Genomic DNA, 21384 nt, shown 5'->3' on the forward strand with positions numbered 1-21384 from the left:
AGCTGACCTTCACAACAGCCAATGCGGAATTGGGCAAACCTTAAAAGCGAGGATCAAATCTCTAATGCGTTTCTGAATCTCCGCTCGAAGAAGTTACCACAGTCAATATGTTCGCGTGTTTAAGTTTCTGTCGCAGACTCTGCTCCAGTTCATCCGAAAGAGTGTCTACTTCAATTGCGGACACTGGTCGCTGAGGGTCAAACAAGACAACGATAGAGTGACTTCTCCCTGCTTTTACAGCCAGTAGTTCAACCGATTTGCCTCCAAATGACGCTATCGGCTCTTTGACGACACCCAACACCATTTCATAACTGGCCTTTGGCGCTGCGACCCCTGCCAACTCGGCCAATCCCGCTCACCCAAGTTGCAACCAATCTCACCAGGGCAATCTTTTCGTGATCCAAGTCAAACTAATAACCCAGTAATATGTTACCCTCGATCAGATGTCGCGGCGTAACGGGAGGCTTTGATGAGACTAGTGCTTGCTGGAGTGAGTTTGACTGCCCTAATGACCGGAGCAGGGTTGGCCCAGTCCTATGTGGGTGATGTGGCGATTGATCCGGAGGGCGTAAGGCTTGGAGCGCAACATTATTCGCCATTTGTCGACCAGTCCTTTCCCAACCGGGTATTCTGGGGAGACACCCACCTGCACACGTCCTATTCAACGGATGCAGGAATGGTCGGCAATGCGCTTGGGCCAGATGAAGCGTTCCGCTTCGCTCGTGGCGAAAAGGTTCGAGCTTCGCTTGGCGATTACGCTCAACTCGTGCGACCACTCGACTTTCTCGTTGTAGCTGACCACGCCGAAAATCTTGGTTTGGCTCCCATGATTTCGGAGTCGAATCCACAGCTTTTAGCCAACTCGTGGGGTCGTCAGGTCCATGATCTGGTGAAGGCGGGCGATCCATTGTCAGCCTACGTGCTTTGGGGCGAGTCTATGATGGTGAACACGGATCCTTTGGATGACGACGACCTTACGCGGACATTTTACAACCGTATTGTCGACACCGCCGAGTACTACAACGAGCCCGGTGTATTCACGGCCTTGAATGGCTTTGAGTGGACGTCAGTTACCAATGCAAACAACCTCCACCGGGTCGTTATGTTCCGTGACGGTGCCGACAAGGTCGCGGACATTGTCCCATTCTCCAACTATGACAGCTCGGATCCCGAGGACCTGTGGGACTGGATGGAGGCGTACGAGGCGCGGACGGGTGGGAAGGTCATGGCCTTTCCACACAACGGGAACCTCTCTAACGGCCTGATGTTCGACGACGCGCGTGCAAATGGCGAACCCTTGGATGCTGCCTACGCTGAAAGGCGAATGCGGTGGGAACCGCTGTACGAGGTCACTCAGATCAAGGGTGATGGTGAGGCGCATCCCATGCTCTCACCTAATGACGAATTCGCCGGTTACGGTACTTGGGATCGCGGGAACTTTGGGACCGAACTCAAGACACCGGAGATGCTGCCGCGCGAATATGCCCGGGACGCTTTGGCGAGGGGATTGAAATACGAGGAAGAGATCGGCGTTAACCCGTTCAAGTTCGGCATGATTGGTTCGACAGACAGTCACACGTCGCTCGCGACGGCACGGGAAGACAACTATTTCGGCAAGGCGTCGATGGCAGAGCCAAGCGCAATTGAAGACCGCATTTCTGAGAACCTTATCCAGCCAGATTTCCTTGGCGACGAAATCACGGTCAAACACTACGAGACCATCGCCTCAGGTCTCGCTGCTGCTTGGGCGAGAGAGAATACTCGAGAAGCTATCTGGGATGCGTTTAAGCGTAAGGAAGTCTATGCCACAACCGGTCCACGAATGACCGTGCGTGTTTTTGCCGGATGGGACTTTGAACCAGAGGAGGTTCATCGGCCCGACTTCGCAGCCGAAGGATATGCCCGTGGCGTCCCTATGGGCGCTGATCTTTTTGACGGACCCGAAGGTTCTGCACCCAGCTTTATGGTTCGTGCTCTCCGCGACCCCGACGGGGCGAACCTGGACCGCATTCAAATCGTTAAGGGTTGGGTCGATGCGAATGGCGAACCCCAGACGAAGGTTTTCGACGCCGCTTGGGCTGGAGACCGGGCGCCCAACGCTGACGGCATTCTTCCACCCGTAGGGAACACTGTTAGCGGCGCGGACTATACAAACACCATTGGTTCCGCTGCTCTTGGTGCTCATTGGGTGGATCCTGAGTTCGACCCAACTCATCGTGTCTATTACTACGTCCGCGTTTTAGAAATCCCGACGCCGACATGGCTAGCTTATGATGAAGCTTTCTATGGCAACCTCGAGTTGCCTGAAGACGCTGTGATGGTCCACCAAGAGCGAGCTTATACCTCTCCGATTTGGTATGCGCCGGGACGCTGATATTTGATATTGGATGTTCGTCCAGTCTGTCCTCGAGAGGTGACCGTTTGGACAAAATCCAACCAATGATCGGAATGAGACCAGAGCGAATTTTCCCCAGAAACCCTCTGCCGACATACGTCAAACAGCAGGAAATGACATTTCTCACTCCGGCTTCGCTAAGTAATCCAAAGAATTTGCATATCGAATCCAACGGCGTGTTCTTGGGGCGTAAAGCTTGACGCAGGTCAAAGAATTCTGAGGTCAAACGCGCATATTGGCTTGCTATTGGGATGTGGGGGAAAATCGCGATGCGAGTAAGTCAAATTGCCTTGGCTTTGGCAATAATTGTCGGAACAAACGGGCAAGCGCAAACGACGACCAATACCCTTGAGGGTCTGATCGAGAGCGTGGAAGTGTCGATCACCGCGGACAATTTCATCCGGGCGGCCACAGACCTTGAGTTTCAAAAATATGTCTCGCTCGCGGGTGGCATCAATCGGTTCTACCATTTCCGGGAACCGACCCCCGTCGAAAACCAACCGACGATCCGGATGAATCGCGACACACTTTATAGCACCGCGGTTGTCGATATCAGCGAGGGCGCGACCTTGATCCTTCCCGAAGCTGCGGATCGGTACATGACGGCTATGGTCGTCAATCAGGACCACTTTATAAACGAGGTGTTCTTCGGTGGCGGCACCTATACCCTCGACATGGAAACGTTCGACACCCCGTACGTGATTGTGTATCTTCGCGTGCTGGTCGATGCCGCAGATCCAGAGGACGTGGCGGCCGTCAATATGATCCAGGACACAATAACAATTGAGGCCAACGCATCGAACCCGTTCGTGGCCCCGAACTACGATGACGAAGCTTTTGAGGCGGTAGTCGAACAGCTGCTGCCGCTCGGTGCCCTCGGGTTCGTACCAGACAGCTCACGCATGTTCGGTAAACGAGAAGACGTCCACCCCATACGTCACATGCTCGGCACGATTGCCGGTTGGGGCGGGCTGCCGGAAAAGGAAGCGTTCTACCCCGCGTTTTTCCCAGGTCTGCCCGTCGGCGCGTACAAGATCGAGGTGCCGCAGAACGTACCGGTGGACGCTTTCTGGTCGGTAAGCATGTATAATGCCGAAGGCTTCTATGAACCGAACACTCTGAACTCCTACAGCATCAACTCCGTCACCGGCGCGCAGAATGCTGACGGAAGTATGACCATCCATCTTGGAGCCTGCGACGACGGGCGGGTGAATTGCTTGCCCATCACCGAAGGCTGGAACTACGTGGTGCGCTTGTATCGCCCCCGTCAGGAGGTCCTAGATGGAAGCTGGACATTTCCCACCGCGCAACATGTGAACTGAGAAGGAGGCCAATGATGTTGAAGAAATTGTTTCCGATTGCACTGCTGGCCCCATCTCTGGCTGTTGCCGAACCAGTGACGCTGGGCAACTTTGTCCGGGCGGAGACGGATCATATGTTCCGTGCCAACATGGCCGCTTTTGATGCGGGTGTTGGGGAATTGATCCACGTTCGCAAACCGACAACCCCTGACAATCAACCGGTTATCCGGATGAACCAGGACACACTCTACTCCGGGATCGTCTTGGACCTATCCGATCCGGTTGAATTCACTCTGCCTGATCTGGGCGAGCGATACATCTCGATGCATGTGATCAATCAGGATCACTACATGTTCGTCGAAACCGCGCCTGGGACCTACAACCTGACCGAGGAAAACGTTGGTTCTCGTTTTGCCTATGTGACTGTACGGATATTCATGGACGCCAACGATCCTGACGACGTGATAGCGACACATGCCGCTCAGGACAGTCTTATCGTGACTGGAGGCGGGGCAGGTCCGTTCGAAGCGCCGGATTGGGATCTGAATGATCTGGCACAGGCACGCATTGCCTTAAGCAACCTTGCCGAGCTGGGATTCAGCAGCTTCTACTCGTTTGGCACTGAGGAAGAGACCAGGCCCATCGATCATTTGGTTGGAGCCGCTGCCGGCTGGGGCGGACTGCCGCGAACGGCTGCGCTCTATGAAATCGACAGCGTCGATGCAAATGATGGCGAAACACCACATTCGGTGACGGTGAATGAAGTCCCGGTTGACGCGTTCTGGTCGATTACGGTCTACAACGCCGACGGATATCTGGAAGCAAACGATCTCGGTCGAAACAGTCTCAACAACGTTACAGCAGAAGCCAATACCGACGGCAGCATTACCATCAATTTCGGCGCGTGCGAAGATGGGCGCGCGAATTGCATACCGATCACGCCAGGCTGGAACTACACTGTTCGGCTATATGAACCTCGTGAAGAGATCTTGAACGGAAATTGGTCCTTTCCTGCAATCGAGCCGTCTGATTAAGAGGGCATTTAAGCTGGTTTTTAGGTGGCTGCTGTGCGCGACTTAGAAACCACTGAATTCTGCTTTGCAGCCACTTGGTGTCCAAGTGTTCGCGCGCTAAAGGCAAGGCAAAACGTGGTGGTGATCCAAATACCCGCGCCGTCATGATCTGGGATGACAGACAGCGCGAGCCATAGTCTGGTCATGGGACTGCCCAGACTATCTGCAACGCGTATTTGGGCAAGCGAAGTCAACCTGATTGGTGTGGCCACTGCTGCACAACAGTGTTGTCCCAATTGGTAACCAACTACCTGCATAGCAAGCCCCTACCTTCAAAAGTAGGACTGAGAGATCTAATACTCACGCAAGCATAGTCCGCGCGATAAAAATATTCTTCCCGCGCGTAAAATCCTTGAATTGTTGTATCTTGGATTCAAGTATTCGAACGCGTGGCAAATTTGTATTACCTCTGTTGCTCACGCATTTGCCAGATTTGTCTGGTTCGCCTCTTGGTGACGTAGAGTGAGTGGCGTCGCCAAGAGGCCATCATTTGTTTGAATGTCACCCGTTAGAAGTACTCGGGTTTAGTATTGCATAGTAAACTATGGGCCCTGCCGCACAAATGATAGTATCGTCTACAAAGTGGACATCCAGCGTAATCGAGGGAATAGTTGCTACTGGCCCAAACAAGAACTGTCTGTCTCAAGCTTCCGCGGAAACAGCAATCTTTGCAAATCCATTGCTTCGTGTTGCGCTATCGCATCCGTGTCATGCACGCACAATTGCACACAGTTCTTCGGGTGCTAATCAAAAGCGGTACGTCGCACCGATAACCGGCCCCGACTGACTGAAAGTAAAGTCGTTGCCGTTGATCTCGTGATCGAACGTGATGTAGCGAAATCCGCCTCTAATCATCCATCTTTCGTTTATCGAGTAATCCGCGGTCAACAATACTTGCCAAGTCTCGCTGTCGCTGCTGAATCCGCCATAATCTAAAAACGCCGTGCCGGTCCACCTGTCTGAGAATTTAAACCGAGCACGGGCTCCGACAACAGGGTCAGTCCAGTCTGCGTCCACAGAAGTTGTACGCCCGGGCAACGCTCCGGGTGACAGTGTGAACTGGGTTTCTGTACTAAACCACCGGAAACCTCCTGCAACGTCTACCTGTACGGATGGATCTTCATAGACACGGTAGCCAACATAGCCACTCAAAAACTGCGTCTTGAGTGATGTGTCCAACCCGGAAAACGCTGGTCCAGGTGTGTCATCTCCAAAAGAAATGTCGGTATAGTTGTAGTCAGCTAGCAAGCTCCACCGCCCATTGCTAGCAGCAATTGTACCCATAAATGCAAGGTCCAAATTGCTTAGCGCATCCGAAAAACTGAGCGTGGCATCGATGTTGCCTCGTGGAGTATCCAGCGATGTCTCGGTCTCTGGCATGAACAGATAAATAGTGGCCTCGAAGTTCCAGTCGCTGGAATGCGCTGCCATCGGTGCCGCTAAAATAAGTGCTGAACTTAATAATGCGGTCTTCCGTGCAGGTAGCCGTTGCATAGTACCCTCCCAAAAATCACTGGCTGCAAGATCCTCTTAAACGCGAAGGCCCGAATTTGTATTCCAGCATTCTGATGTGAATGAGAGTTATGGCGTTGATCTGAATCAATAAGACCCAGTGACCGCGCTTTTCCAAATTTTCATGCCGTTCAAAATTGCTCGCAACTTAGGTGTCATTGTTTGTGGAGAAATTGTTTAAACGCTCAAGCAGTTCTGCTTGGCAACGAATATCAGAATCGTCCGCAGAGCTGTCATTCAGGCCTGGTGCCGCGAACGGCCACTCCGAGCCATAACTGACGTATTTAATAGCGTACGAGTGAAAGTATCCGGGTGGGTTCAAACGACTGGCTCAATCTTCGCTCTTTGAACCTATTGATCGATATCAAGCCTCTCTGCATTCAAAAATGCTAATGTTTGCTGGTCTTAGTGACGGCAGAAGGAGTGTAAAGATATGTTTTTCAGCTATCAAAGTCGCCTGTTTGAACCGCTTATCAAGCCTGTTATGGCAGTAGCTCTTTTTATCACAACCTTCGCGAGTTACGCCAGCGCCGAACAAGCTTTGGAAGATTTCACTATCAAAGACATTCGTGGAATGCGGTATTGTGAATTTCTTTTGATCTACGATGATCGGGTGGTGATCTATAATACAACAGGGTCAAGTGATTGTTCAGAAGACAAATGGGAGTCGCTAGATATCACTGCTCTCGCCAAAGAGAATGACGCCAAGAATGCTCAACTGAACGGTCCAAAGTTTTGGGCGATGGACGAACAAACCCTTCAACTTGGCGATACGAAGTCATTTGGCGGAATAGATGCGCGGTACGCAGCCACCCTGCCGATATCAGCTCTCGGAGCTGGAGAAGGGTCTGACCCTTACGTTGGTTTCACGAGTTCCAAGAAGCAGACCATGGTCTTCGAAGCCGGTAAGCCAATGTATGAGTTGGTCGACAACAAGGGCAATACCTATGTCTTAAACGCATATGGGGCAAAGGTGCAGAATGGCGATCCCGGAAATCTTGCTGATCAATTGACTCCGGCGGAGGGTTGGAGTTTCGAGATCACTACTCCCGACAAGAGTGTTATCGTCGAAGCAAGTACGGATGCACCTGTTCAGATGGTTGGTGACGATCTTCACCAGTACTACACTTTGTTTGACAAAAGCTCACAATGAGTGCCCCGGCTGCATTGCGCGCGCTGTCACTTTTAACAACCTGCGCACTTGGAATTGTTCTTCTAAGTTGCTGGAGCAGTTCTTCCCTTGCGCAAGGAGCATCAAATAGTCAATCCAACACTCTGTCAGGGTACGGACCTTCGGCGGATCTGGAAACTGGTGACAGTGTAACTGAAGACCTGGCAATCGATGATCAGCGAGTTGATGGGGTTCTTAACTTCCCAAGAGTGGAAGAGTTCTTTTCTCCTTGGTTTTCTTGGAAAAAACGACTTAACGATGAATACGGCCTAAAATTACAATTCAGCTATCAGTCCCTACGCCAAGAGTTAAACAGGACGCTTGGGGAAAAGGATGCAGCCGCAGCGCGTCTTCAATTGCAGGGGTCTTGGGAACTTGCTGGAAGAGGAACGAATAATCCGGGCCTGCTGACTTTTCGACTAGAAGAACGAACCACGTTGGGTACAACAATTCCACCAACGAGTTTGGCGTCACAGTATGGAGGCTTGACCCCTTCGGGAGGGTTCAGTGATTTTGGATTTGCACTCACTGAATTGGCTTGGCGTCAATCTCTGTTGAATGGACAATTTCGGTTTGTGTTTGGAAAAATAAGCGCCTTGTCTTGGTACAATGGTCATGCTCTTTCATCGAGCTTACGTGGTTTTCAAAACCTTGCGTTGCAGAGCAGCCTGACCAAGCCATCACCGGGCCGGGGAATAGGCGGTGGAGTTGCATACGAGTTTACTCCTAACTTCGGTGTGGTCGCTGGCATTCACGACGCAAATGCTAAGACAGCAGGAAACCCGTTCGATACAATAAAAGAAGGCGAGTTCTACAAATCTATTGAGTTTCGCTACTGGCCTACCACTCGTGACAGACGTCGGTGGGATGTGGTCCGTCTTCAACTCTGGCATCAAGACGCATTGGTGGCGAAAGGCGTACCGGAATCCAAAGGCGTTACATTCCTTGCGAGCCGCCTATACGACGACAAGTGGTTCCCGTTTTTCATTGCAGGGCATTCCGACGGCAACGGATCAATCATGAAAACGGATGTGACTGCCGGATTGGGTATCGCTTTCGATACCAAACACCGTGCGGCAAGTGATGTGCTTGGCATAGGAGTAAGTTGGGGTGACCCATCAGACCCGGCATTGCGGGAGCAAATCACTACAGAAGCCTTTTACCGCCTGACCTTGGTTCAGAATTTTGTCATCACTCCGTCAATTCAATGGGTTAAGAATCCGGCGGCAACAACTGCACTTGACGACGTCCTGACAGCAAGCGTCAGGTTTAGAGTTACGTTCTAGCGTCCTGAATGATTGCACCCATTGGTAATTTGCTGAAATGGCAGCGGCCGCTTTGTCCGCAACTCTGCCGTTCAGCAGAATTCAGCGAAAGTCCGCTGCCGTTTAATACAGACCTTCAGGCGAATTCCCTCGGAATGACTACCAACAATGACCGCTATCCGCTCCCAAACCGTCATCTGAATGAAAAACTCAGATGACTTCCTTGAGTCCGAAGCGGCCAAAGCGCTGAACCGTGCGTTAATGGCAAGTCGGGCGGGTCAATGTTGGGCGATGCTCGGATCTAGCTGGTTAGAAAAACGAAGAGAGCCATTGATCCAGATCGCGTGCCACCGCATCTTTTTGGGGAACCAGTGAACCGAACGCACAGCGCATAGGACATAAATTGAAGACAACTGTCGGAGATTGGACCGAAAGCTTTCTTGGCACCAGAAATCTACCTCGGCGGGTCAGGGATAAGCTTCTACATGAAGCACGCGTGGTTTCATACAAGCAGGGTCAGCAAGTTTTTGGACCCGACAACATCCCGGACAGTCTGATGTTTTTGCATGCCGGCCGCATACGCGTCTCTCAAAGTTCTGATGCCGGGCGAGAAATCGTGCTGTATCGCGTTGAAGCTGGAGAGAGCTGCGTGCTGACCACCGCCTGCATGCTGTCCGAGGAAGCTTATAATGCTGAGGGTATTGCGGAGACTGACGTCACTGCTATCACATTACCTAAAACTTCATTTGATAGGCTGGCTGCTGAAGAAGACAGTTTTCGCGGTTTCGTTTTCTCGGCTTATTCTCGTCGGTTGATTGATCTTTTGCGCGTAGTAGACGATGTCGCCTTTGGCAGAATGGATGTTCGACTGGCAGAGCGCCTTTTGGCGCTAGGAGAAGGCCATTCCGAAATCCAGGCGACGCATCAGGCTTTAGCAAACGAGTTAGGGACAGCGCGTGAGGTCGTTTCACGCATACTGAATGATTTTCAGAAGCGAGGACTTATCCTTCAGACGAGGGGGCGGATCACCCTCCGGAACAAACCTCAACTGGAGCGTTTGGCGAACAGCGCATGAATTCTTTGCGTTAAGTGACATTGTCACTGAAGAGTGAGGTGCCGACCGGTAATCAGGTTGCAACATGAACAACCGGAGACGCCTGATGGAAACCGTGTTTACGCCGATCGCCTCATTTGGAGGGGGGCTCGCAATTGGACTTGGATCCGTGCTTTTGATGCTCGGACTGGGACGGATCATGGGTGCAACGGGCATATTGTCTGGCTTGGCATTCCCAGAAAACCACGAGGAATTCGCCTGGCGAACAGCCTTGGTTGTGGGAATGATGCTCGCACCGGGCCTGATCTACGCTGCGACCGGTGCAATGCCTGAACTTACAGTACCTGTCAGCCCGATTATGATCGTGATCGGCGGTGTGATCGTCGGTCTTGGCGCCAGTCTCGGATCTGGCTGCACGTCAGGGCATGGTGTTTGCGGACTATCTCGGCTGTCTGTTCGCTCTTTGGTGGCAGTGCCGACCTTCATGGTCACAGGTGCAATCACAGTCTTCCTGATCCGTCACGTCTTTGGAGTATAAAGCAATGAAACTTGTGTTTGCTTTGTTTACCGGCCTGATCTTTGGCGTTGGTATCGCTGTTTCGGGCATGATGGATCCGGCCAAAGTTTTGAATTTCTTCGATATTGCCGGGACGTGGGATCCTAGCCTCGCCTTTGTTATGGGTGGTGCGCTCATGGTCACGTTCTTCGGCTACAGACTTGCCTGGCGGCAAACAACGCCGCTCTTTGGTGGGCGTTTTCAGATCCCAAACGCGACGGCCGTAGACAAGCGATTGGTTGGTGGTTCGGCTCTCTTCGGCATCGGTTGGGGAATTGCAGGCTTCTGCCCCGGCGCTGCAATACCGGCACTTGGTACCGGGCGTTGGGAAGTTGTTCTCTTTCTGGTTGCCGTTCTTGCCGGGTTTGTACTGCGCAGGCTCCTTTTCGCGCGTCCTGTTCAGTCGGCGGCGTAGTCACCGATTTCCCTGAACCTCCCTGGAGTACAATCAGATGACGTATCCCGTGAACATGAACATCAAGCCGGACGTTCAGGCTTTCTTCGATGAGGCGACGAACACCATCAGCTATATTGTGAAGGATCCCACCTCGAACTCATGTGCCATTGTCGATAGCGTAATGGACATTGACTACGCGGCGGGGCGCATCACTCACGATCACGCAGACGAGCTCGTCCACCAAATCGTAAGCCAAGATCTGAATTTGGAATGGATCATTGAGACCCATGTTCACGCCGATCATTTGAGTGCAGCGCCGTATATCCAACAAAAGCTTGGGGGAAAAATCGGCATTGGTTCAAAAATCATGATCGTGCAGGACACGTTTGGGAAGGTCTTCAATGAAGGTACCGAGTTCCAGCGTGATGGCAGCCAGTTCGATCAGCTTTTCGAAGACGGCGATACGTACACGGTTGGCAATATGCAGGTGTTCACAATGTACACCCCCGGCCATACGCCGGCTTGCATGGTACATGTCGCAGGAGATGCGGCTTTTGTGGGCGATACTTTGTTCATGCCGGATGGGGGATCAGCGCGCGCAGATTTTCCCGGCGGCGATGCAGCAACGCTTTACGATAGCATTCAAAGAGTCCTGAGCCTGCCGGACGAAACACGACTTTTCATGTGCCATGACTATGGACCAAACGGGCGCGACATCGCCTGGGAAACAACTGTCGGCAATGAGAAAGCCCACAATATCCACGTTGGTGGTGGCAAATCAAAAGAAGAGTTCGTCAAGTTCCGAGTAGAACGAGATGCTCTGCTGGCAATGCCGAAGCTGATCATCCCATCACTTCAAGTAAATATGCGCGCGGGTGAAGTGCCAACGGACGTGGACGGCAACCCCATGCTCAAGGTTCCGGTCAACAAACTCTGATTTTGAAAGGATGAGAGAGATGGAAATCACCCAAATTTCCAACGACTTCAGTACTTGCGGTCAATTGAAGACCGATGACTTGGCGGAAGTCAAAACGCTTGGATTTCGCTCGCTAATTTGTGTGCGTCCTGACGGCGAACAAAAGGAGCAGCCTACTTTTGGCCAGATCCAAGAATGCGCCAAGGCGCAAGGTCTGCAATCTCGCTATGTGCCGGTTAAACCCTCCGGCGCAACAGAAGCGAACCACATTGCATTTTCTGAGGCGTTGGCAGAACTGTCCGAGCCTGTCCTTGGCTACTGCCGAAGCGGTCAGCGCGCTGCAATGCTGTGGCACGCACGACGAGACACTGCGGCGTAGCGGGAGGTAAAGATGCGGACGGCGCAATATCTGCCGGTTCTGAGTTGGGCTCGCAGCTATGGACGGGTAGAGCTTTCTAACGATCTGATGGCGGCGGTGATCGTCACCATCATGCTGATACCCCAATCCTTGGCCTACGCGCTCCTGGCTGGATTGCCTCCAGAAGCGGGGCTGTATGCATCCATCGCGCCAATTCTTCTTTACGCAATATTTGGAACCAGTCGCGCCTTAGCGGTTGGCCCGGTTGCCGTTGTCTCACTATTAACAGCGTCGGCTGTCGGTCAGGTTGCTGAACAAGGCACGGCAGGTTACGCGGTTGCGGCACTGACCCTCGCATTTCTTTCTGGCAGTTTCCTGTTGCTTTTGGGGTTCTTGCGGCTGGGCTTCCTGGCTAATTTTTTGAGCCACCCGGTGATCGCCGGGTTTATCACAGCATCTGGGATCTTGATTGCGGCCAGCCAACTCAAGCACATTTTGGGTGTAAATGCGCACGGACATACATTGCTCGAGATCGTCGCATCGATTGCAGCGCACTTGCACGAGGTGAATTGGGTTACGCTCGTAATCGGCCTCAGTGCGACGGCCTTCCTTTTTTGGGCCCGCCGATGGTTAAAACCCGGATTATTAAGGTTGGGTGCTCCGGCGGCGCTTGCCGATATTCTAACGAAGGCGGGACCTGTTGCCGCCGTAGTTGCCACTACGGTTACGGTTTGGGCACTTGATCTTGTCGAAATGGGTGTGAAAATCGTTGGGGAAGTCCCGCAAAGCCTGCCGCCGCTTACATTGCCAGTCTTTGCGCCCGACTTGCTTGCAGCGCTGTTGGTTCCGGCAATTCTAATTTCAGTGATTGGCTTTGTCGAATCCGTCTCAGTCGCGCAAACTTTGGCAGCCAAGAAACGTCAACGGATTGATCCGGACCAGGAACTTATTGGACTGGGCGCCGCCAACATAGGCGCAGCGTTCACCGGAGGCTACCCGGTCACGGGGGGATTTGCGCGATCAGTCGTCAATTTCGATGCTGGCGCTGAAACTCCAGCTGCTGGCGCCTATACTGCGCTTGGCCTCGCGATCGCCGCCTTGGCGTTGACACCATTGGTGTACTTTCTGCCAAACGCTACGTTGGCCGCCACAATCATTGTGGCGGTTCTGAGCCTCGTGGATTTTTCAATATTACGCAGAACATGGGACTATTCCCGTGCGGACTTCATCGCGGTATCTTCAACGGTTTTGCTGACGCTCGGTCTGGGTGTCGAAGTCGGCGTCGCGTCTGGAGTGGCGATTTCAATGCTTTTGCATTTGTACAAGACGTCTCGACCGCATGTTGCGGAAGTGGGCCGCGTGCCAGGGACAGAGCACTTTCGAAATGTCCTGCGCCACGATGTCGAAACCGCACCTACGGTGTTGACGCTGCGCATCGACGAGAGCCTTTACTTTGTAAACGCTGGCTTTCTGGAAGAACTGATCCTAAGTCGTCTTGCCGAACGGACTAAGGTCAAACATGTTGTTTTGATGTTCTCCGCCGTTAACGAACTGGACTACTCAGCGCTGGAAACTCTCGAGGCGATCAATCACCACCTCAAAGAGCTTGGTGTTGGCCTACATCTGTCCGAAGTTAAGGGGCCTGTCATGGACAGACTCAAACGGTCTCATCTTGTCGACAGTCTGAACGGCAGGGTTTTCTTGTCCCAGAACGATGCGTGGACAACGCTCATTGCAGAAGCGTGCGAGTGACTAAGATCAGCTTGGTTTGTGAACGTGATCAGAACGAGCGCTTTGGTCCGCATAGCGAACGTATGAGCGTATTTGATTAATGAACGCCTCGTTCCCATATGTGCCATCAAAGGCAATCGCTTTCTGAATAAAAGAGAACCGCCGAAACGGTCCTTCACTCGTGAATTCTCGTTTGAACTGTGACCTCAACGCTCAGTTATGAAGGACAGTCCAGACACGAGTTGTTTCAAGCCAAGCGCGGCACCGGCGAATATGGCAGCGAATGTTACAGGCGCGCTGTAGGCCAATAGTGAGAAGGCAGATATACCTTGTCCGACGCTGCAACCGACCGCGATGATCGCGCCTGGCCCCATAATCGCCGCGCCGAGCATTTGACGCTTTAGTTCACGTGGATCCTCGCATGCTTCCCATCGGAAATGACCTTTGGACCAGGACCCCAAAAATGCACCCATGAGAACGCCGGAGACTGATCCGACCGCAAAGGACAAAGTGTTTCCGGAGGCTGTCATGAGATAGAATATTGTGTCGCCAAGGGGTGCAGCGAAAGTATGGGTTTGAACCGGTTCACCATCGAAACCGTGCGTCGCAACCCAATTCGTGCCAAGCCACCCTGATACGATCGCCAGCCCAACTACCGATCCCCAAAATACCTGTGCGGGAGCGCGGCGGAAACGCCGGTTTGCCAAGGCGAAAATCACCAACGCAATGCCGATGACAGCGCCAATGAGCCAAGCTGGGATAGAGGTCAGTTGTTCGGCAAGGAAGCTAATGCTCTGAGGGCCTTCAAGATCCATTTCCTCGGGGAAGACCCATACGCGCAAATATGCAAGGGGCCCGGACATGACAACGTAAGCAGAAAGACCCATAATCAAAACGATGACGAATGATCGAAGGTCGCCGCCTCCAAGCCTTGCCAGCGCGCCATAGCCACAGTTTCCGCTGATGGCCATTCCGTAACCGAACATGAGACCACCTATTATCGACCCAAGTGGGTTCCAGGTCTGTGCAAGATACCTTGTTCCTAGAGGGTCCAGCCAACCTAAAGCCATAGCTAAGTGGCTGCCGACAATTGCTACGCCAATCGCAATTGCCCACATACGCAGCCGCCGGTCATCATCTGCGTAAAGGTAGTCTTCGATTGCACCCAACGTGCAAAAACGGCCAATGCGTGCGGCCAAGCCCAACACAATGCCACCGATCAAACCGATCAGGGCGACGGTGTTGGCGTCTCCCAATGCTTCAAACATTGCCAGTCTCCTCCCAAAGCTGGCGGGTGTTTTGGCGGCTTCTACTTCTCCCTGCAGAATAGATCGTAAACAACTTCCAGGATCTGTGTCGATCGATCATCCGCCAATCTGTAAAAGATCGTTTTCCCCTCGCGTCGTGTTTTGACCAAGCCCTCAAAACGTAAGCGAGACAGTTGCTGAGACACGGCGGCCTGGCGTGCCGAGAGCATTTCTTCCATCTGCGTGACAGATTTTTCACCCGAGGACAGATAGCACAAGATCATCAAGCGTCCTTCATGGCTGATTGCCTTAAGGAAACTTGACGCCGTCTCAGCATTTTCCATCATTCTGTCCATGTCTTCGGCGCACATGTCCGGGGAGAACACAGGCAGTTTCGAAGATTTGTCCAACAAGATCGCCTCGCTTTCATAGCTTCACGCATTCATAACAGTTTATGTAATGCGCCACAGTTTATCCAGAGGTCTCAATCGGTACCCCCGCGTCACGCAGCAAAACGCCCAGCAATCCCCAGAAAAAATCCTCGCCGGGATAGCCTTCGATCCGGCCGACCTCTTGGCCATCGTCCAGCAGAACAAAGGTTGGCGTGTAGTAGAGAGGCCGCTCCAATGCGATGCCATCAGGCAGAGCTGCGTGGATATCGATGCGTTGAAGTGGAGCAGCATGTCCTTCCGGTGTCTTGGGGTAGATCTCCGAGATGTCTGTGTCCCAACGTGCGCACCACATACACCCATCTTCTTCGGCCATCAGAAGAGTCATTTCTGCCCGTGAAATCACGGGAGAAACAAGAAACGCGATTGCAAGCAATAGTGGAATTAGGTGGCGCATCTTAAGCTCCGATTGACCGCAGCGGTATATCTTTACTATTTTGAATATGTGAATGATAGCGTGCCAGGACAGGTTTGACCATGCTCGACATTACATTTGCAGGAGCTTTGGTCGCAGGACTTCTGTCTTTCTTGTCGCCCTGCATCCTACCTATCGTGCCGTTTTATCTTAGCTATCTGGCCGGCGTTGGAATTGATCAGATATCTGCGGGTTCTACAATTCCCGGCGGCGTTCGTCGCAAGGCAACGCTTTCTGCGATAGCATTTGCAGCCGGGATCATAACGATCTTCATGGCGCTGGGTGCGACGGCTTCGATATTCGGACAGCTGGTACGAGAGTATTTTGACATCCTGCGTTGGATCGCTGCGGCCATCATCATTGTGATGGGCATGCATTTCTTGGGGATTATCCGCATCGGCTTCCTGTATCGCCAATTTCGAGCGGATGTTGGTGATACATCAAATGTAAGCCTTGTTGGGGCATATGTTCTTGGATTGGCGTTTGCTTTTGGCTGGACACCCTGTGTTGGGCCGGTGCTCGCCGCGATCCTGTTTACAGCGGCCGGAACCGAAACGGCCTGGCGTGGAGCGGTGCTTTTATTCGTCTACGGGGTTGGAATGACCGCACCGTTTGTTCTGGCAGCCTTCCTGGTCCGCCCCTTCATTCAATGGATGGCACAGTTCAGAAAGCACTTGCCCCTCATCGAAAAGGCAATGGGTGGCTTTCTACTGCTCTTCGGCATCCTCATCGCAACCAACTCCATCAATCACGTCGCACAATGGATGCTCGACCATATGCCTTGGCTGGCAGCCATTGGATAATTCGGGAGGAAGACATGAAACGAGTTTTGACAGTATTGATCGCTTATCTGATCGGCGGGGCACTTTCCGCCGCTGAACTGGGTGACGACGGTTTACATAAAACGCCGTGGATGCGCGACACGTTCAAAGACCTCCGAGAGGATCTCGAAGAGGCCTCAAGCGAGGACAAACGGCTTGTGTTATTCATTGAGCAGCAGGGCTGCATCTATTGCAAGAAAATGCATGAAGAGGTGTTCCCCCAGCCTGACCTGGCAGCGTTCATCGAAGAGAATTTCTTTGTCGTCCAACTGGATTTGCATGGCAGCACCGCGGCCATCGACTTTGACGGGGAAGAAAATGAGCAAAGAGCGCTGATGCGAAAATGGGGGATTCTGTTCACCCCGACGCTCGTATTTCTGCCGGAAGAGGTGCCAGAGGACGCGACAGCCATCGATGCTGCGGTCGCTGTTATGCCCGGAGCGTTCTCAAAGGGAACAACCTTAGACCTTTTCACCTGGGTCGATGAAAAACGATATGAGCTTGATAATGGTGAAGATTTCCAACGGTATCATGCGCGGCGCATTCAAGAGCGAAACAATGTTTCTCAGGATTGAGTGCTGCCGTTATAAATAAAAAAATTCATTATTATGAATTTAATGTTGCGACAACTGGTACTCGTCGACTACGGTACACAAAGGCTTTGGGTCGCAAGGCGCCGTCGGCGCGTTAGCAAATGGGAGGGATCATGAAGCTGAGACTCTTAACATTGGTCTGCGCAATGACAGGCGTTGCCGCATTTGCGGCAGAAACAGACCCGCAAGACGTAAACTATGACGACTATGGTGCCATTGAGGCTTCGTTGACCGGTGCTGCTGGCGATGCGGCTAATGGCGCGCTCATCGTTGGGGACAAGTCAAAAGGCAACTGCGTCGCGTGCCACGCGGTTTCGGCTTTGGCCGACATCCCGTTCCATGGCGAAGTTGGTCCGATGCTGGATGGCGCCGGTGATCGTTGGACCGAAGCAGAACTTCGCGGATTGGTCGCAAATGCCAAGATGACGTTTGAAGGCACGGTGATGCCTGCGTTCTACAAGGATGACGGCTATATCCGCCCGGGCGACGCCTATACCGGAAAAGCCCCAACCGCGCCTTTGACGTCGATCCTGACAGCACAAGAAATCGAGGATGTGGTCGCGTTTCTAGCGACCCTGAAAGAAGAATAGCTGCGCTTTCAGGCGCGGATTTTCGAAGAATCAAAGGAGATTGAAAATGGAACTCTCTCGCCGCGAGACACTGGCCCTTGGGCTGGGCGCCGCGTTCCTGACAATTATGCCGCTTCGGGCAAATGCAGCTGCTGAAGATGCCATTGCGGCATTTACAGGCGGGGCAGATGTGGCTAACGGCGGTGTTACGTTGACTGCACCGGAAATCGCAGAAAACGGTAATACTGTACCTATCGAAGTTAGTGCTCCGGGCGCAGCTGCAATTCTCATCGTAGCTGCAGGTAACCCCGAACCGGGCGTCGCAACCTTCAATTTCGGTCCTTTGGCTGCTGAGCAAGCCGCATCAACCCGCATCCGGCTTGCCGGAACGCAGGATGTCATTGCCGTGGCGAAGATGGCAGATGGCAGCTTTGCCAAAGCGTCTGCGACCGTAAAAGTGACAATCGGCGGCTGCGGCGGCTAATCGCCACGCATGCCTCGAAGAACAGGAGATTAACCAATGGCTTCCGGTGTAAAACCCCGCGTCAAGGTTCCAAAGACAGCCGCTGCTGGCGAAACCGTTACGATCAAGACATTGATCAGCCACAAAATGGAAAGCGGCCAGCGTAAGGATAAAGAAGGCAACGTCATCCCGCGTTCGATCATCAACCGTTTCACCTGCGAGTTTAATGGAGAAATGGTGGTGGATGTGACGATGGAGCCGGCGATTTCGACCAACCCGTACTTCCAGTTCGAAGCGACTGTGCCCGAGGCTGGTGAGTTTGTCTTCACTTGGTTCGATGATGACGGCTCTGTCTACGATGAGAAGAAAACGATCGAGATCGCCTGACGGCTCGACCACTAAGGCAGATCAGCGCTGGTAGGAGGAGTTGGCGCTGATCCACCAAGGGAGGAACGCAATGAATACCAAGGCACTTACGGCGATCGCGGCAATTCTGGTTTTCCCGGCTGCAGCGATGGCTGGACCGGACGAAGACAATTTGGTGATCAATGATGAGTTGGACATGACTTCGGTTACTGAAGCTCCGGCACATCTGGAAAATTTGGACACGATCTACTCGGGTTGGCATTTTCGCACGGATGAAACGCAAGCGCTTCAAATTGATGACTTCGACAACCCCGCAATGATCTTCGTCGATCAGGCCACCGATCTCTTCGAGACCGTTGATGGTGCCGCTGGCGAGAGCTGTGCCTCATGCCACGATGGGGTGGAAAGCTTCAAGGGATTGCAGGCGTCCATGCCGAAGGTGGATGCCGAAACTGGTAAGCTGGTCGTCATGGAAGATCTGATCAACAAGTGCCGCACGGACCGCATGGAAGCCGATGCCTGGAAATGGTCCGGGGGTGATATGCAGGGCATGGTCGCTTTGATCGGTCTGCAATCACGCGGGATGCCAATGAATGTCGCGATTGATGGCGATGCCGCCCCATTTTGGGAGCAGGGCAAGGAGATGTATTATACCCGCTATGGTCAGCTGGAGCTGAGCTGTGCCAATTGTCATGAAGACAACTGGGGCAACATGATCCGTGCCGACCACCTGAGCCAGGGTATGATCAACGGGTTCCCGACATATCGTCTGAAACAAGCCAAGCTGATCTCGCGCCACAATCGCTTCCGCGGCTGTATTCGCGATACGCGGGCGGAAACTTTTGCCGAAGGATCGGACGAGTTTCGCGCGCTTGAGCTTTATGTGGCCTCGCGTGGCAACGGACTTTCAGTCGAAACACCTGCAGTACGGCAATAACGAACGACCCGCGTGGACAGTGTCCTGCGCGGGTTTTTCCAGGTAAATAACATTCACACATTTATATGTGTTATAGGAAAACTGATACATGATTTCTCGACGTGACTTCTTGCAGGTTTCAATGGCTGCATCGGCTTTGTACGGGGCGTCCGGGTTCGGAAACTGGGCCAGACTTGCCGCGCAGCAAAGCCTAACGCAGGATCAATTGTTGGAGTTCGAGACCTTCGGAAATATCAGCCTGATACATGTCACCGATATTCACGCGCAACTCAAACCGATCTATTTCCGCGAACCCGAGATAAACCTTGGTATTGGCGATGCACGAGGGCAGATGCCGCATGTCACAGGGGCGGCGTTCCGCAAGGCCTACGGGATCGAAGATGGAAGCCCGTCGGCCTATGCGCTGACCTACAATGATTTCTCTTCGCTGGCTAAGACCTATGGTCGGGTTGGTGGATTGGACCGAGTTTCAACTGTCATTAACGCCATTCGTGCTGACCGTCCTGATGCCCTGCTACTGGACGGGGGCGACACTTGGCACGGGTCCTACACCTGCTATCAGACGGCCGGTCAGGACATGGTCAATATCATGAACGCTCTGAATCCCGATGCTATGACCTTCCATTGGGAGTTCACGTTGGGCAGCGACAGGGTTAACGAAATCGTTGAAGGTTTGCCTTTTGCGGCCTTAGGTCAAAACATCTTTGATGCCGAGTGGGACGAACCTGCGGAATTGTTCCAGCCCTATAAGTTCTTTGACCGGGGCGGCGCAAAGGTTGCCGTCATCGGGCAAGCGTTTCCTTACATGCCAATCGCGAACCCAGGCTGGATGTTCCCAGAATATTCGTTCGGTATCCGGGATGAAAACATGCAGGCCATGGTCGACGAGGTTCGCGATGCCGGCGCTGATGTCGTTGTCGTCCTCAGCCACAACGGCTTTGACGTGGACAAGAAGATGGCAGGTCGGGTGCAAGGGATCGACGTGATCCTTAGCGGCCACACTCATGACGCGCTGCCGGAGCCGGTACTGGTCGGAAAAACGCATATCATCGCGTCTGGTTCGAACGGAAAGTTCGTCAGCCGCGTCGATCTCGACGTGAGGGACGGGCAGATGATGGGGCTGAAGCACAAGCTGATCCCGATCTTCTCTGACGTCATCGCTCCTGATCCTAAGATCACCGCTCTGATAGATGATCAGCGCGCGCCGTACGAGGCTGCGCTGAGTGAGGTGATTGGCAAAACGGATTCGTTGCTCTACCGCCGCGGCAACTTTAACGGCACCTGGGATGACCTGATTTGCGATGCCCTGATCAATGAGCGTGAGGCAGACATCGCGATGTCGCCTGGCGTCCGTTGGGGACCCTCAATCCTGCCGGGACAAGATATCACGCGCGAGGACATCTGGAACGTCACATCGATGTCGTATCCCAATGCCTATCGCACAGAAATGACAGGCGAATTCATCCATGTGATCCTCGAGGATGTCGGCGACAACCTGTTCAACCCCGATCCTTATTACCAGCAGGGCGGCGATATGGTCCGCGTCGGTGGGCTTGGCTACCGCATCGATGTGAACAAACCACAAGGGCAACGGATCAGCGAAATGACTTTGCTCAAAACGGGTGAAGCGATTGATCCATCGAAAACCTACGTCGTGGCTGGTTGGGCCAGTGTCAACGAAGGCACCGAGGGGCCGCCGATCTGGGATGTCGTCGAAAACCACATTCGCAACCTTGGCACCGTCACGGTGCAAGAGAACACCAGCGTCGATGTTGTCGGCGCTTAAGAAACAGAT

At 53.0% G+C, this 21384-nt stretch carries 22 protein-coding genes; 18 read left to right on the forward strand and 4 right to left on the reverse strand.

The genetic code is table 11. From position 1 onward, the window contains the following. Positions 1-469 precede the first annotated feature (469 nt). From GS636_RS20835 to GS636_RS20845, 3 genes are all read left to right on the forward strand, one after another. On the forward strand, positions 470-2374 hold the full coding sequence (locus tag GS636_RS20835) for a DUF3604 domain-containing protein (RefSeq protein ID WP_171672267.1): 1905 nt from the start codon (positions 470-472) through the stop codon (positions 2372-2374). Positions 2375-2664: 290 nt separating this feature from the next. Beyond that, positions 2665-3717, forward strand: coding sequence for a DUF1214 domain-containing protein (locus GS636_RS20840; protein ID WP_171672270.1), 1053 nt, complete (start codon positions 2665-2667; stop codon positions 3715-3717). 14 nt (positions 3718-3731) lie between these two features. Further along, positions 3732-4730: a DUF1214 domain-containing protein gene (locus GS636_RS20845; protein ID WP_171672297.1), complete on the forward strand. Its 999-nt coding sequence runs from the start codon at positions 3732-3734 to the stop codon at positions 4728-4730. 786 nt (positions 4731-5516) lie between these two features. Here the strand turns inward: GS636_RS20845 and GS636_RS20850 are convergent. Then, positions 5517-6263 (reverse strand): porin family protein, encoded by a 747-nt coding sequence (locus GS636_RS20850; RefSeq protein ID WP_171672299.1) that lies wholly within the window; start codon positions 6261-6263, stop codon positions 5517-5519. A gap of 451 nt (positions 6264-6714) precedes the next feature. Between GS636_RS20850 and GS636_RS20855 the strand changes: the two genes are divergently transcribed. The 8 genes from GS636_RS20855 to GS636_RS20890 all read left to right on the forward strand — a co-directional run bounded on the left by GS636_RS20855 (position 6715) and on the right by GS636_RS20890 (position 13750). Next, the gene (locus GS636_RS20855; protein WP_171672301.1) at positions 6715-7434 is read left to right on the forward strand and encodes a hypothetical protein; all 720 of its coding nucleotides are present in this window, start codon (positions 6715-6717) and stop codon (positions 7432-7434) included. After that, positions 7431-8738, forward strand: a complete 1308-nt coding sequence (locus GS636_RS20860) for a carbohydrate porin (protein ID WP_171672304.1) — start codon at positions 7431-7433, stop codon at positions 8736-8738. The genes GS636_RS20855 and GS636_RS20860 overlap by 4 nt, the downstream gene beginning before the upstream one ends. 382 nt (positions 8739-9120) lie before the next feature. Further along, on the forward strand, positions 9121-9792 hold the full coding sequence (locus GS636_RS20865; protein ID WP_171672307.1) for a Crp/Fnr family transcriptional regulator: 672 nt from the start codon (positions 9121-9123) through the stop codon (positions 9790-9792). Between the two features lie 85 nt (positions 9793-9877). Next, a complete protein-coding gene (locus GS636_RS20870; RefSeq protein ID WP_171672309.1) occupies positions 9878-10309 on the forward strand; it encodes a YeeE/YedE family protein in 432 nt (143 codons plus the stop codon). A 4-nt stretch (positions 10310-10313) separates the two neighbouring features. Beyond that, complete coding sequence (locus GS636_RS20875; RefSeq protein ID WP_171672311.1) at positions 10314-10742, forward strand: DUF6691 family protein; 429 nt, start codon at positions 10314-10316, stop codon at positions 10740-10742. Positions 10743-10779: 37 nt separating this feature from the next. Next, positions 10780-11661, forward strand: a complete 882-nt coding sequence (locus GS636_RS20880) for an MBL fold metallo-hydrolase (protein ID WP_171672314.1) — start codon at positions 10780-10782, stop codon at positions 11659-11661. A 19-nt stretch (positions 11662-11680) separates the two neighbouring features. Beyond that, a complete protein-coding gene (locus GS636_RS20885) occupies positions 11681-12019 on the forward strand; it encodes a TIGR01244 family sulfur transferase (RefSeq protein WP_171672316.1) in 339 nt (112 codons plus the stop codon). 12 nt (positions 12020-12031) lie between these two features. Continuing rightward, positions 12032-13750 carry a SulP family inorganic anion transporter gene (locus tag GS636_RS20890; RefSeq protein WP_171672318.1) on the forward strand — a complete coding sequence of 573 codons (1719 nt, stop codon included), beginning with the start codon at positions 12032-12034 and terminating at the stop codon, positions 13748-13750. A 185-nt stretch (positions 13751-13935) separates the two neighbouring features. On the opposite strand, the gene GS636_RS20895 is transcribed toward GS636_RS20890, so the two are convergent. From GS636_RS20895 to GS636_RS20905, 3 genes are all read right to left on the reverse strand, one after another. Continuing rightward, positions 13936-14997 (reverse strand): YeeE/YedE family protein, encoded by a 1062-nt coding sequence (locus GS636_RS20895; protein WP_171672320.1) that lies wholly within the window; start codon positions 14995-14997, stop codon positions 13936-13938. Between the two features lie 41 nt (positions 14998-15038). Beyond that, entirely contained in the window at positions 15039-15347 is a 309-nt protein-coding gene (locus GS636_RS20900; RefSeq protein ID WP_171672429.1) for a metalloregulator ArsR/SmtB family transcription factor, read from the reverse strand. A gap of 100 nt (positions 15348-15447) precedes the next feature. Beyond that, on the reverse strand, positions 15448-15822 hold the full coding sequence (locus GS636_RS20905; RefSeq protein WP_171672323.1) for a hypothetical protein: 375 nt from the start codon (positions 15820-15822) through the stop codon (positions 15448-15450). A gap of 80 nt (positions 15823-15902) precedes the next feature. On the opposite strand from GS636_RS20905, the gene GS636_RS20910 reads away from it, so the two are divergent. From GS636_RS20910 to soxB, 7 genes are all read left to right on the forward strand, one after another. Next, the gene (locus GS636_RS20910; protein WP_171672325.1) at positions 15903-16643 is read left to right on the forward strand and encodes a cytochrome c biogenesis CcdA family protein; all 741 of its coding nucleotides are present in this window, start codon (positions 15903-15905) and stop codon (positions 16641-16643) included. 14 nt (positions 16644-16657) lie between these two features. After that, positions 16658-17236: a thioredoxin family protein gene (locus GS636_RS20915; protein WP_171672328.1), complete on the forward strand. Its 579-nt coding sequence runs from the start codon at positions 16658-16660 to the stop codon at positions 17234-17236. Positions 17237-17367: 131 nt separating this feature from the next. After that, positions 17368-17844, forward strand: a complete 477-nt coding sequence (soxX, locus tag GS636_RS20920; protein ID WP_171672330.1) for a sulfur oxidation c-type cytochrome SoxX — start codon at positions 17368-17370, stop codon at positions 17842-17844. A 46-nt stretch (positions 17845-17890) separates the two neighbouring features. Beyond that, positions 17891-18307, forward strand: a complete 417-nt coding sequence (gene soxY, locus GS636_RS20925; protein WP_171672333.1) for a thiosulfate oxidation carrier protein SoxY — start codon at positions 17891-17893, stop codon at positions 18305-18307. Between the two features lie 36 nt (positions 18308-18343). Then, entirely contained in the window at positions 18344-18673 is a 330-nt protein-coding gene (gene soxZ / locus GS636_RS20930; RefSeq protein ID WP_171672336.1) for a thiosulfate oxidation carrier complex protein SoxZ, read from the forward strand. A 70-nt stretch (positions 18674-18743) separates the two neighbouring features. Continuing rightward, positions 18744-19589 carry a sulfur oxidation c-type cytochrome SoxA gene (soxA, locus tag GS636_RS20935; RefSeq protein ID WP_171672338.1) on the forward strand — a complete coding sequence of 282 codons (846 nt, stop codon included), beginning with the start codon at positions 18744-18746 and terminating at the stop codon, positions 19587-19589. A gap of 88 nt (positions 19590-19677) precedes the next feature. Next, the gene (gene soxB, locus GS636_RS20940) at positions 19678-21375 is read left to right on the forward strand and encodes a thiosulfohydrolase SoxB (protein ID WP_171672341.1); all 1698 of its coding nucleotides are present in this window, start codon (positions 19678-19680) and stop codon (positions 21373-21375) included. Positions 21376-21384: the final 9 nt, after the last annotated feature.

It is taken from the genome of Ruegeria sp. HKCCD4884 (genome assembly GCF_013110855.1).
GTDB lineage: Bacteria > Pseudomonadota > Alphaproteobacteria > Rhodobacterales > Rhodobacteraceae > Ruegeria.